This window comes from Pseudarthrobacter sp. alpha12b (assembly GCF_054130495.1).
This window is the reverse complement of record NZ_CP196746.1, coordinates 2,660,764-2,673,246: the sequence shown is the minus strand read 5'-3', so window position 1 is coordinate 2,673,246 and position 12,483 is coordinate 2,660,764. Positions and strand designations below refer to the sequence as shown.

Below are 12,483 nucleotides of genomic sequence, written 5' to 3'. Positions count from 1 at the left end.
AACGAAAAGGAGAAGCCATGCCCGTCGAATCCGGACCGGCTCCCCGGGCCACAGCATGGCTGGCGGTGGCCCGCTCCGTGGGAACATCCTGTGTCACGCTGGCCCGCAGGCAAGTGCACGTTCCGAAAGGTAACGTGGGCAAGGTGCTGCGTTTCGCCGACGGAAGCACCTCACGGGTCTACCGGGAGACCGCCGTCGACCGCCAACCCGGCGAGCCCTGCGTCCTGGTGGTGGCCTTCACGCTCCGCCTGGTGCGCGGCCGCGCGCACCGCCTTTTCGAGGCGGAGAGCCTGCTGAACACCCCGCTTTTCGTAGGGTTCCCGGGTTTTGTTTCCAAGCTCTGGTGCGCCCACGACACCTTCGGCGCCTACCGGGGCCTGTACGAGTGGGACGGCGCCGAACGGGCCCGCAAGTATGCCGCCGCCCTCTGGCGGGTCCTGGAGCTGGTGAGCGTCCCCGGGTCCATCAGCTACAAGGTGCTGCCCGGGCTGCGCCGCGACGAACTGGTCGCCAACCCTGCCCTGATGGAATCGCCCGACCACCCCGACCACGCCTGGTGGCGCCTTACCGGCCAGGGATGACGGCCAGGCGGGAATGGCAGGCAGGCAACGCACGACGGCGGACACCGACCTTTTAGTGGTGGGCGCCGGTCCCGCCGGGCTCACCACTGCACTCCAGGCGCACGCGCACGGTGCCACGGTGCGCGTGGTGGACCGGCGCGAACAGCGGATCCGGCCTTCCCGGGCGATGATGCTGCATGCCCGCGCCCTGGAGGGCCTTCGCCCGCTGGGCGTGACCGACGAATTGCTGAACCGTGCCGACACCACTCCCCAAGCACGCATCCACTTGGGCCGCCGCATCGTTGAGGCACGGTTGGGCCACGCAGACCTCCCCGATACCGCCTTTCCGCACCTGACCCTGGTCCGGCAGGCCGACGTCGAGGACGTCCTCTGGCAGGCGCTGCAGGCCCGGGGTGTGCCGGTGGACTGGGGTGTGGAGTTCCGCTGGCTGGGACAGGACCGCACCCAGGAACCGGGGCATGGCCTGGTGCACGCGGAGCTCCACGCAAGCAGCAATGGAAGTGGGCACATCTCCCGGTTCCTGGCCGGGTGCGACGGGCAGTCCAGCACCGTCCGCAGTTTCACCGGCGCCCAGTGGCACGGCGGCCCGTACCCTGTGGAAGCGGTCCTGGCGGATGTGGAGCTTGACGGCCGGCTGGATCCCGGGCTGCTGCACGTGGCGGTGGGACGCGCGGGACTGGCATTCCTCTTCGCGCTGGGCGAGGGGGCCACCTGGCGGATGCTGGCCACCCGGCCGGCGACGCCGCAACCCACTGCCCGTTTCGGCCAGCTGGGTCCGCCCGTTCCAGCGGAGGAAGTGGCGCGCCTGCTGAGGGAGTCGGGGCTGGGCGCCGCTGTCAGGGAGGTGCGCTGGTCGGCCCAGGTTCCGCTTCAACACCGGCTGGCCAGTAGGTTCCAGGACAATCCCATCTTCCTTGCCGGTGACGCCGCCCATGCCCACTCTCCGGCCGGCGGGCAGGGCATGAACAACGGCATCCTGGACGCCCTCAACCTTGGGTGGAAGCTGGGCTTCGCCTCAACGGCGGGCAGGCCCCTCCCCGAGCTGCTGGAAACCTATGGGCAGGAACGGCGCCCCGCGGCCCGGCGCGTGCTCGCGTTGACGCACGTCATCTTCTTCGGAGAAGCATCGCCGCATCCGGCAGCCCGCCTCGTCCGAAGCCTCCTGCCCGCGATCGCGCCGGTCCTGCCGCTGCTGCTCCGCCGGCCATGGCTCACCTCCAAGGGCATCAGGCTGTTGGCCCAGCCGTTCGTGCACTACCGGAAAAGTGCCATTTCCCGCGACGGCACGCCCCCGGCCAATGGGTGGCCGCGGCCCGGTGAACGGCTGCCGGATGGGCCGGTTGCGCTCGACGGACGGATGGTGCGCCTTCACGACCTGACCGCCGTGCCCGGCATCCACGTTTTGCTGGAGCGCGACGCCGGGCCGGGCGCCCTTGGTGAGGACCCACTCATCGGAGGGGCGGCCGGACGCCATCCCCTGGTCCACGTCCACCGCCTCACCAGCCACCCCGGTCGTGGTCTCGTGGCAGTCCGTCCGGACGGGTACGTCGGTTTCCGCTGCGGGGAGGCGGACCCGGCCCAGCTGCATAACTGGCTGCGGCTGGTCGGTGCGGACCGGGACTAGAGGGTAGTTGCCGGAGGAGTGCAGGCGTATTCTGTTCAGTTCAAGGCACATCCGCCCAGCGTGAGAGGGGAAGATCCATGACCATCCCGCCAGTGCACGAACCCGAGCCGTTCCCGCCCGAACCCGGCCCGGAACCCACATCGCCGGATCCCACCCAGCCGCGCCCGCCCGGGCCGCCGTCGCCCAATCCGTTCCCCGCGCCGCCGGCGCCAGGACCGCTGCCGGTCCCGGATCCCGGCCCCGCGCCGCTGCGTCCGGACCCACCAGGGACTGACTGCACACCTCGGAAGGGGCCTTCCTCCGACTGCGCATGCGCGGGTGGAAGGCCCCTTTCCTGTGTTCGGGGAGGAGCTCTAAATCTTCCGGAATTCCGTCTTCAAACCCTTGCAGACCTGCTTCTGCGGTGCTACAAAATCTATATCAGCCACTACAGATAAGGCTGGTGCAGGTATTGGATCATCTCTTACGGGGAGGGAAGCCATGTTGATGCGAACCGATCCGTTCCGCGAGCTGGACAGGCTGGCCCAGCAGGTCCTCGGTACGGCTGCACGCCCGGCGGCGATGCCGATGGATGCCTGGCGGGAAGGCCAGGAGTTCGTCGTGGCCTTCGATTTGCCCGGCGTCACGGTGGACTCGGTGGACCTGGATGTGGAACGGAATGTCCTGACGGTGCGGGCCGAACGTCCGGATCCGGCGGGTAAGGACACCGAACTGATTGCCGCTGAGCGGCCGCGCGGCGTCTTCAGCCGCCAGCTGATCCTTGGCGACACGCTCGACACGGAGCACGTGAAGGCCAGCTACGACGCCGGCGTCCTGACACTGCGGATCCCGGTGGCCGAAAAGGCCAAGCCACGCAAGATTGAGGTTGAAACGAAGGGGGCCAAGCAGGAGATCTCCGCCTAGGTCAACGCAGGACCCCGGGCACGGCTCCGCAGGCTCGGGAGGCGGGCACATCTGTTGACTGCCTTTTTGGGGCGAATCGCCATTCTGTGCACGCCACAGCGCCAGACCGCGCATCGGCAGCGTAGGCCTTACCTCCCGACACGGTGGCCCCCGGTTTCGGCCGGGGGCCATCCACGTATGGGGCGTAGGGTGCGGGACCAGGAGTGGGGCGTCAGGTACCCAGTTCCAGCATCAGCGCGGGCAGTTCGTCGGCAAGTTCGCGTGCCAGGAACCCGAGCGGCCCCAGCCGACTGGCCAGCCGGTCCGCCGCGGCTGCGTGCAGGTGAGTACCCCAGCAGGCCGCCTGGGCGCCGGTGGTTCCCCGCGCCCGGAGCCCGGCAATGGCCCCGGCCAGTACGTCCCCGCTGCCGGACGTGCCCAGCCCGCCGTACCCGGTGGTGATCTTCCACAGTTCCGGTTCGTCAGGGTTCAACCCGGGCGGCTGGCTTATGAGGCCCTGGCAGCTGACCACGGCGCCGAACCTGGCCGAGATTTCAGCCAGGTCCTTCTCAAGGTTGTCGACGTCCCGCCCCAGCAAAATCCCGGCTTCCGTAGGGTTCGGGGTGAGAATGAGCCGGCCGCGCCACGGGCCCAGTTGGTCCTCCAACGGCACCAGGGCGCCCAGCGCGTAGGCATCGAGGACGACGGCGGGGCCTCCCTGGCCGCCAGCGGCGCCTCCGGAGGTGCCGCCACCGTCATGGCCCGCCTCGCGTTTGAGCATCGCCTGCAGCAGTTCACCGGCGAGGTCGGGGTCATCGAGCCCTGGCCCCACCAGCAGGGTGTCCGCACCGTCGAGGTAGGAGGAAATCGCATCGAGCTCCGGTTTGACGGAGCCCTGGGGTGTTTCCGGCAGTCCGATTGCGCCGCATTCCGGCACTGCCACCCCTAGCTGCACTGCCACTGACCCCGCAACCGCAAGCGTGAGTTTCCCGGCCCCCGCCCGCAGCGCTGATACGCCGGCCAGCAGTGCGGCGCCGGGGGTGGCCCGTGCTCCGCCCACCACCAGCACCGACCCGCGCGAATACTTGTCCGACCCCGGCGCCGGCAGCGGCCACTCCCGCAGGAGCGACGGCGTCACCAGGGTGGCGCCGGAGGAATCACCGCGGCCGGACACTGGTGTCTCCCGCGTGCTCGGTGACGGTGACGCCCTGCTCCGCCAGGTGGTCGGCAACGTTGAAGCTTTCCAGGGTCCACGGCCCCACGCCGGAGGGGCGGACGAAGCGGGTCACCGAGGCGTTGAGGATTGCGTCCCTGGCGGCAAGGTCCAGCAGCTCCTGCTCACTGAGTCCTTCCAGCACGTACCGGAACAGCATGATCACGGCGTCGTGGCACACCAGCATCACCCGCTGGCCCATGCCAATGCTGTTCAGCTCCGCCAGGACCGAGCGCAGCCGCAGCGCCACGTCCGCCCAGGATTCCCCGCCCGGCGGCCGGTAGTACAGCTTGCCCAGCCAGTCCCGGCGCTCGGATTCCTCGGGATAGCGGTTCTCCACGCCCAGCCGGGTGAGCCGGTCAAGGATGCCGAGCTCACGGTCCCGGAGCCGCTCGTCCGTGCGCACCTGCAGCGGCCAGCCGGCAGTTTCCACCGCGATCTCTGCCGTCTGGCGGGCGCGCGCGTAGGGGGAGGAGACCACGGCGTCCGGGCGGAACTCCCCGGCGGTCCGGCCCAGGGCAATTCCCAGCGCCTTTGCCTGGTCCCGGCCGGTCCCGGACAGGTCCACGTCCGCATCGCGGGCGGGAACCTCGATGACCTCCACGCCGGCCTCACGGGCCTCGGTGGCCGCGACGTTGCCTTCGCTCTCACCATGGCGGATCAGGAGCAGCTCCACCGCCCCGGCCTTCTGGACGGCCTCCGTCAGCCCGTCGTCGTTTGAAGTACTGTCCTTCAAGAAATCACCCCGTCCTCACCGTGCCGTAATGCCGTGCCGAATGCAGGAACACTACCAACGGCGTACCCAGGGGGCGGTGGATAATAACGGTGGCCCTACCGCTCCGGGGTCAGTACCTTGGAGAACACCGTGGCGCCGTTGGCGTTCCGAAGGCTCACGGTGAAGCTGTTGTCCTCGCCCAGCTGGACGTGCCCGAAAAACTGGTTTTCGCCGTCGCGCGGGGATTCCCCGGCGAAGCGCCCGGCCTTGGAAAACACCACCTCCGGCCCAAAGGTACCGTCCATCGCGTTGGGCCCGAAGGACCCCGCCGCGATGGGACCGGCCACGAACTCCCAGAAGGGGTCGAAGTCGGTGAAGGCGGCGCGTTCGGGGGAGTAGTGGTGGGCGGCGCAGTAGTGCACGTCGGCGGTGAGCCACACCGTGTTCTTCACGCCGTTGCGCTTGAAGGCGCTGAGCACCCCGGCGATCTCCAGCTCCCGGCCCAAGGGGGCACCGGCGTCGCGGTTGGACACGCTCTCCTCGTTGACCGGACCGTCCGGGACCACAATGCCCAGTGGCAGGTCCGCGGCGATCACCTTCCACGTCGCCTTGGACTTGGACACCTCGCTGATGAGCCAGTCCACCTGCTCCTGGCCCAGGATGGCGGTGGCGTAAGGCTCCTTCCCGTCCGTGTTGGGCGACTTGAACGTGCGCATGTCCAGGCAGAAGATGTCCAGCTGCGGACCGCGGCTGATCTTCCGGTAGATGCGGGCGGGCTGGTACGTGCCGGCGTCGTCGAAGGTGCCGGGGCGCCAGATGGCTGAACTGTCTGCGATGGGCATGTTCTCCTGCCACGCCTGCCGGCCGCGGGCAGCCAGGGTGTTGACGTCCCGCACGGTGTAGCGGGAGTCGTCCAGGACCTGGCCGGGGTACCAGTTGTTGTGGGTTTCGTGGTCGTCCCACTGGGCGATCACCGGCACGTCGGCGAACATGGCGCGCATGTTGGCGTCCATGGAGTTGTAGCGGTGCCGGCCGCGGAACTCGGTGAGCGTTTCGGCCACCTTGGAAACCTCCTCGGTCACCAGGTTCCGCCACACCTGCCCGTCCTTTTCCACCACGGTTTCCGCGATGGGCCCGTCCGCGTAGATGGTGTCGCCGGAGTGGATGAAGAAGTCAGGGCGGGTCTGGTGCATGGCCCGGTAGCCGCGCATCCCGCCGATCTCCTCGTTGATGCCCCAGCCCTGTCCCGCGGTGTCGCCGGTCCACACGAAGCTTTGCCCGTACGACGCCGGGACGTCGCCGCCGTTGCTTGTCCCCCCGGTGCGGCCCTTGCCGTTGACCGTCCCGGTGTCCGGCGCCGTGCGGAAGCTGCCGCTCACCGTCTCACCTGCCGCGCCGCCGTCGTCCTCGAAGCTGATCTCCAGCGCGAAACGGGTGTTGGCCGGCAGGTTTCCCGCGTGGATCTTGGCGGTGAAGTCGGACGCCTGGGTGGCGCGGGGCCCGCGGAGGACCCGCTCAAAGGCGCCGCGGCCGCGCAGGACCTGGCCGCCGTCGTCCACGGCGCGCAGGACCGCCGTCATCCGGCCGGCCCCCGAGGCGCGGGACCACAGCACGGCCGAATCGGAGGTGACATCACCGGTGGCGATGCCGCTGGGCAGCGTGAGGCGGTTCCGGACCAGCGCGACGCCGGACTGTGTGGTGGCAGCCTGCGCTGCGGCGGGGACGGACGCGAGGGCGGCGGCCAGCACCGAGCCCTTGACGACGGTGCGGCGTGAAACGGTGGCGCGGGAGTTCTCAGTCATGCCCTCAGGTTTCCGCCGGCGGGCACACAGACTCTGTCCCGCCGGTGAACCCCGGGTAAGCCGCTGCTGAACAGGGCGTGCCCGTCGGCGTCCGAGCGTGGGGCCGCAGTGGCGACGCACAAATTCCTCCGCGACGCGCTCGGCCAGCAGCGCACCCCAAATATCGCCGCGTCAGGGAATATGCGCGTCGCCAGCGACTGGGCGTGTCGCTGCCTTGGGTCGGCCTGCCCTACGGCTTCGCGAAGTCGCCGATCCGGCCCTCCCGGAGTGCCGCACCCACCGCCGCGATGCCTCCGTAATCGGGAAACAGAACGGACTGCCCGGCAATGAAGCCGGAGCCAAGCGTCGGAAGAGTCATGCTGCCGATGGCGTTCACATCAACGTTGCGCAGGCTGTAGGCCAGCATCGCCGCCTGGACCGGGTCAAAGCCCCTGTCCACCGTGAGGCAGCAGGAGGCGAAATCGACCAGGGAGCGCACCGCGTTCACGTCGTTCAGCGCACCGCCCCCGGTAAGGCGGGCCAGGATGGCGCGGAGCATGATCTGCTGGTCGCGGACGCGCTGGAAGTCGCCGTCGGCGAAGGCATGACGCTCGCGGGAAAATTCCAGGGCGGCCTGGCCGTCGAGGTGGTTCACGCCGGCGCTGAAGACGTGCTGGGTTTCGATCGTGGACTGGAAGGAAATCGGCACGTTGACATCGATGCCGCCCAGGCCGTCCACCAGGATTTTGAACCCCCCGAAGTCAAGCATCAGGGTGTGGTCGATGGTGATTCCCAGCAGTTGCTGCACCGTGGCCGTTTGCATGTCGATCCCGCCATACTGCAGCCCGGCATTGATCTTGGCGCTGCCGAAGCCGGGGATGTCCACCCAGTTGTCGCGGTTGATGGAGATGAGGTAAAGGTTCCGCCGGTCGGCAGGGACGTGGACCACCATCAGGGTGTCCGCCCGCTGGTCCTGGGGTTCACCGGTGGCTGCGGTATGGGCGGCAGCCTCGCGTGCGGGAACGTCGCGGGTGTCGCTGCCGATAACAAGGATGTTCATCGGTGCCGCGGGCAGGTCCGGAATCGGGGCAGGCGGCGGTGGCGGAGCAGGGGCCGGCGGGGGAGTTTCGGACGGGGTCGGCGTCGGCGTAGGTGTCGCGCTGGGTGACTGGGTCTGGGTGGCTGCAGGCTGTGCTTCCTTGCCGGCCCGGTTCAGGCTGAAGACCGCGATTCCGGCGGCCACCACCAGCACCAGCGCCAGCACCGCGGCGATCCAGCGGCGGCGGCCCAGGGCAAGCAGCCAGGCAGGCCGGTGGGACCTGGACGTGCCCGGTTCGCCGGAACCGGAGTTCCCGGCGCCGCCGGGCCCGGATGGATCAGAACCGCCTGGGATGCTCATGACGCCTCCACCTCATTGTGACTGGTGGGATCAGTGTCCGTCCCGCAGGCCCCAATTGGCTACAGGAGTGTCCAAACTGTCACCTGCGCCGTCCCGCTACAGCGACTGGGACGCGTTCCCGGGAACCGGGGAGTTGAGCCGCGCGTGCCGCAGGATCGAGACGATCGCGGGGGCCAGTTGGTCCTCCATTTCCCGGTAGACCTGCGGTGCGCGGCGGTACGGGTCCACAATGTCGTTGTCTGCGGAGTCGGCGGGAAGCGAGAGGTGCCGCACTCCGGCGGCCCGGGCAGGCAGGCTCCGCCACATGGCGGTGTTGGCAGCCAGGGCGTCGTCGTCGGACGCATTGCTGCCGGGCAGCGCGCCCGGGAAAGGTACGACGGCGGCGGGCTGGCCACCGTCTGCACCGGCGGCGTCCCGCCGGGCCAGGACATCCAGCATCCGGGCAAACTCCCGGATGGTGAACGTCCGCTTGAGCAGGGAGGCATCCAGCTGCAGGACCTCGCCGCGGTGCCCGGACGTCATGGTCAGCACCAGGTCAACGCCGCGCAGGATTTTGGGCGTGAGCTGCCGTGCCGCGAACCCTTCGGGATCACCGCCGAAGGTCCGCACGATGTCAGCGGAGATGGGCTGCATGGGTTCGCCCACCAGGGCCCGGGTGCCCGCACTGGACACGTGGAAACCGCCTGGCACCACCTGGTCGAGTCCTGCCTGCAGCAGCCGTTCGGCCACGGGTGAGCGGCAGATATTGCCGGTGCAGACGGTGAGGATTCGTACTGGTGCGGAAGTGTCCAAGGAGATTTCTCTTTTCCCAGCTGGTGCCGGGCCCGTTCGGACCCGTGCCCTTCAACTTAACACGCAACGGCGCGCCGGCGGCCTCCCGGGCTGGGTGCCGCCGCCGCGCCGCCCCGATGCCCGGGCGGGCTGCCGTGCCAGTTAAAGCGTGGTGAGCAGCTGTTTCATCTGCGTGATTTCCGCCTGCTGTGCAGCCACGATGTCGTGGCCCAGTTTCACGGCGTCCGGGAACTTGCCGGCGCTGATCTCCTGCTGTGCCATGTCGATGGCGCCCTCATGGTGGCCGATCATCTGCTCCAGGAACAGCCGCGCGGCCTCCGGCCCGGTGGCGGACTTCAGCTTGTCGATGCCGTCGTCGTCCACCATGCCGGTCATGCCATGTCCGGAGTGGTCGCTCATCATGGTGGGCACATTCCAGCCCTTGAGCCAGCCGGTCATCTGCTCGATCTCGGGTGCCTGCGCTGCCTTGATCTTGGTGGCCAATGCTGTCACTTCTGCCGGCATGTCCGGCTTGGCCAGGATGATGCCGCTCATCTCCACCGCCTGGGCGTGGTGCGGGATCATCATTTGGGCAAACATGACGTCCGCCTGGTTATGGTCGGCGTTGGCGCTGGGCATCGCGCTTGGCATCGTGCTGGACATCGTGCTGGAGTTGCCGTGGTCCATGGGCATGCTGTTGCCGGAGCCGGCATTGGCGGCGCATCCGGCCAGGCCGAGCGAGGCGGCCAGGGCAGCGGCAACGGACAGGGTCTTGATAGTGGTGTTCATGGTTGTCTTTCAGGGATGTAGTTGAACTGGGCCGTGGTGTGGGGCGCAGTCCGGTTTACGTCCGGCTGATGGACAGTTCGCAGGGTGTTGGGCCGGGCGGCAGGTAATCGTAGCCAGGGCCGGAATGGCCAGCCCCTGGGAGCAGCGGCAGGACGGCAAGGGTTGCCTGCGGCGGGGACACCGTCACGGGACCGCTGGGAGCCGACGGGACGCACGGTGCCCCGGACTCCTGAGCTCCCGGGCACGAGTCACCGCAGCCCGCGGTCCCAGAGACCGGCGCGTCCATGGCGGATGTGCCGGCATGGTGGCCGGCGTGGCCGCCCCCGGCAGAATGCGCGACGGCGGTGTGCCCGGCGTCTGCCCGTTCGGAAACTGCCCCATGCGAGGCGTGTCCGGCGGTCAGCACATGCATGCCCAGCAGCCCGGCGATGACGGCCAGTGTGGCCGCGAGCAGCCAGGCCCTGTGAAGGAGGTACGCCATAGCGCGGGTGGTCACGGCGTTGCCTCCTTCCGGACGGTCTTCAGTCTTCAACGTACCTCGGACGGGTTCAGTTTCAGGCGCCGGAGGAGCTGGGCGTTGAGCGCCACCACGATGGTGGAGGCGGACATCAGCACCGCCCCGGCCGCGGGCGACAGCACCACTCCGGCGAAAGCCAGGACGCCGGCGGCCAGCGGGACGGACAGGATGTTGTAGCCGGTGGCCCACACCAGGTTCTGCCACATCTTGCGGTAGCTGGCCCGGGACAGGTCCACCATGGACAGCACGGCCCGCGGATCGTTCCCGGCCAGCACCACGCCCGCGGATTCCATGGCGACGTCGGTTCCGGCGCCAATGGCGATGCCCACCTCGGCTCGGGCCAACGCGGGAGAATCGTTGACGCCGTCGCCCACCATGGCCACCTTCAGCCCGCGGCCCTGCAGCTCGGCCACTTTCTTGTCCTTGTCCGCGGGCAGGACCTCGGCGAACACCTCGTCGATGCCCAGGTCCGCGGCCACGGCCTGGGCCACCTGGCGCGCGTCACCGGTAACCATGGCCACCTTGACGCCGCGCCGTTGGAGGGCTGAGACGGCCTGCCGCGACTCAGGCCGCACGGCATCCTCCATGCTCACGGCACCCAGGACCTTGCCGTCGTCGACAACGTGGAGCACGGCTGCTCCGCGGTCCATCCACGCACGGGTGCTCGCGGCCAGCGTGTCCGGTTCGACGACGCCGAGCTCGCGCAGCAGCGCTGGCCCGCCCACGTGCACCGTCCGGCCGTCCACGGTGGCCTGCACGCCGCGGCCCGTAAGGGAGGTGAATCCGGTGGCCCCGGGCAGTGCCAGGTTCCGTGCCTTGGCAGCGCGGACGATGGCCCGCGCCACGGGATGCTCGCTGTCCGACTCGACGGCCGCGGCAAGGGCCAGCACGGCATCGGCATTTGCGTCGTCGGCCACGGCAATGTCCTTCAGTTCCGGCTCGCCGGTGGTCAGGGTGCCGGTCTTGTCGAACAGGACCACGTCAATGGTGCGCATCCGCTCCAGCGCCATCCGGTTCTTGATCAGCACCCCGGCCCGGGCCGCCTGCTCCGTGGATATGGCGATCACCAGCGGTATGGCCAGCCCCAGGGCGTGCGGGCAGGCGATGACCAGCACGGTGACGGTGCGGGTGACGGCGTCGGGAACGCTTCCCAGCAGCGTCCAGGCGATGAAGGTCAGGACACCGGCGCCGGCGGCGAAGTAGAAGAGGAACGCCGCTGCACGGTCTGCCAGGGCCTGGGCGCGTGATGACGAGGCCTGGGCCTCTTCCACCAGCCGCTGGATCCCGGCCAGGGCGGTCTGGTCGCCTACGGCCGTGACGCGCACCCGGACACTGCTGTCCGTGGCCACGGTTCCGGCCACTACCGGGTCACCGGCCCCGCGTGCCACGGTTTTGGATTCCCCGGTGATCATGGACTCGTCGAACTCGGCTTGCCCGTCCATCACGGTTCCGTCCGCCGGCATGCGGGCGCCGGGACGGACCAGGACCAGGTCGCCGGGGCTTAGTTCGGAGACGGGCACGGTTTCGGTTCCGCTGTCCGTGATGCGTTCAGCCTCGTCCGGCAGCAGCGCGGCGAGGGCATCAAGCGCGCCCTGGGCAGACCCGAGGGCGCGCATCTCAATCCAGTGGCCCAGCAGCATGATGGCCACCAGCAGCGCCAGCTCCCACCAGAAGTCCAGGTCAAAGCCGCCGATCCCCAGGCTGGTGACCCAGGACGCGGCGAATGCCACGGTGATGGCCATGCCGATCAGCAGCATCATCCCCGGGGTGCGGTCCTTCAGCTCCTGCAGGCCGCCCTTGAGGAACGGCTGGCCGCCGTAGAGGAAGATCACCGTGCCCAGGACCGGCGGAATCCAGGCCGCACCGGGGAATTCGGGCGGCATGTAGCCCAAAAGGTGGCCCATCATGGGGCTGAAGTAGACCACCGGAACGGCAAGGGCCAGGGTCAGCCAGAACCGGTTCTTGAACATGGCGGTGCTGTGCCCGGCATGCTGGCCGTGTGTGTGGACGGTATGGTCATCGTCGCCGTGGCCGCCGTGTTGTCCCTGGCCGGCTCCATGTGCGTCGCCGCCATGCTGTGGGTGCCCTTCGCCGTGTGCCGGGGGCTGGGTCAGCGTCCCGCTGGGTGGCTGGTCATGGTCGTGTGGGGCGCCCTGGGGGTGCATGTCGTGATGGTCCTGCATTGTTCCTCCTTGGAGGCACTCGCTGCCC

At 69.1% G+C, this 12,483-nt stretch carries 11 protein-coding genes; 3 read left to right on the top strand and 8 right to left on the bottom strand.

The window, feature by feature from the left end; genetic code table 11:
• Window positions 1-17: 17 nt before the first annotated feature.
• The 3 genes from ACTAQI_RS12340 (at window position 18) to ACTAQI_RS12330 (ending at window position 3,108) form a co-directional block, all read left to right on the top strand.
• Window positions 18-581, top strand: coding sequence for a hypothetical protein (locus ACTAQI_RS12340; protein WP_457946201.1), 564 nt, complete (start codon window positions 18-20; stop codon window positions 579-581).
• A 13-nt stretch (window positions 582-594) separates the two neighbouring features.
• Complete coding sequence (locus ACTAQI_RS12335; protein ID WP_457946200.1) at window positions 595-2,205, top strand: FAD-dependent monooxygenase; 1,611 nt, start codon at window positions 595-597, stop codon at window positions 2,203-2,205.
• 480 nt (window positions 2,206-2,685) lie between these two features.
• Window positions 2,686-3,108: an Hsp20/alpha crystallin family protein gene (locus ACTAQI_RS12330; RefSeq protein ID WP_457946199.1), complete on the top strand. Its 423-nt coding sequence runs from the start codon at window positions 2,686-2,688 to the stop codon at window positions 3,106-3,108.
• A 211-nt stretch (window positions 3,109-3,319) separates the two neighbouring features.
• On the opposite strand, the gene ACTAQI_RS12325 is transcribed toward ACTAQI_RS12330, so the two are convergent.
• The 8 genes from ACTAQI_RS12325 to ACTAQI_RS12290 form a co-directional block, all read right to left on the bottom strand.
• On the bottom strand, window positions 3,320-4,261 hold the full coding sequence (locus ACTAQI_RS12325) for an ADP-dependent NAD(P)H-hydrate dehydratase (RefSeq protein WP_457946198.1): 942 nt from the start codon (window positions 4,259-4,261) through the stop codon (window positions 3,320-3,322).
• Complete coding sequence (locus ACTAQI_RS12320; RefSeq protein WP_457946197.1) at window positions 4,245-5,036, bottom strand: histidine phosphatase family protein; 792 nt, start codon at window positions 5,034-5,036, stop codon at window positions 4,245-4,247. Before ACTAQI_RS12320 ends, ACTAQI_RS12325 begins: the two co-directional genes overlap by 17 nt.
• 95 nt (window positions 5,037-5,131) lie before the next feature.
• Window positions 5,132-6,817 carry an alkaline phosphatase D family protein gene (locus ACTAQI_RS12315; RefSeq protein WP_457946196.1) on the bottom strand — a complete coding sequence of 562 codons (1,686 nt, stop codon included), beginning with the start codon at window positions 6,815-6,817 and terminating at the stop codon, window positions 5,132-5,134.
• Window positions 6,818-7,046: 229 nt separating this feature from the next.
• The gene (locus ACTAQI_RS12310) at window positions 7,047-8,195 is read right to left on the bottom strand and encodes an LCP family protein (RefSeq protein WP_457946195.1); all 1,149 of its coding nucleotides are present in this window, start codon (window positions 8,193-8,195) and stop codon (window positions 7,047-7,049) included.
• A 96-nt stretch (window positions 8,196-8,291) separates the two neighbouring features.
• Window positions 8,292-8,987, bottom strand: coding sequence for an arsenate reductase/protein-tyrosine-phosphatase family protein (locus ACTAQI_RS12305; RefSeq protein WP_457946194.1), 696 nt, complete (start codon window positions 8,985-8,987; stop codon window positions 8,292-8,294).
• Between the two features lie 141 nt (window positions 8,988-9,128).
• On the bottom strand, window positions 9,129-9,755 hold the full coding sequence (locus tag ACTAQI_RS12300; RefSeq protein WP_457946193.1) for a DUF305 domain-containing protein: 627 nt from the start codon (window positions 9,753-9,755) through the stop codon (window positions 9,129-9,131).
• Window positions 9,756-9,810: 55 nt separating this feature from the next.
• Window positions 9,811-10,251 (bottom strand): hypothetical protein, encoded by a 441-nt coding sequence (locus ACTAQI_RS12295; RefSeq protein WP_457946192.1) that lies wholly within the window; start codon window positions 10,249-10,251, stop codon window positions 9,811-9,813.
• A gap of 32 nt (window positions 10,252-10,283) precedes the next feature.
• Entirely contained in the window at window positions 10,284-12,455 is a 2,172-nt protein-coding gene (locus ACTAQI_RS12290; protein WP_457946191.1) for a heavy metal translocating P-type ATPase, read from the bottom strand.
• Window positions 12,456-12,483 lie beyond the last annotated feature (28 nt).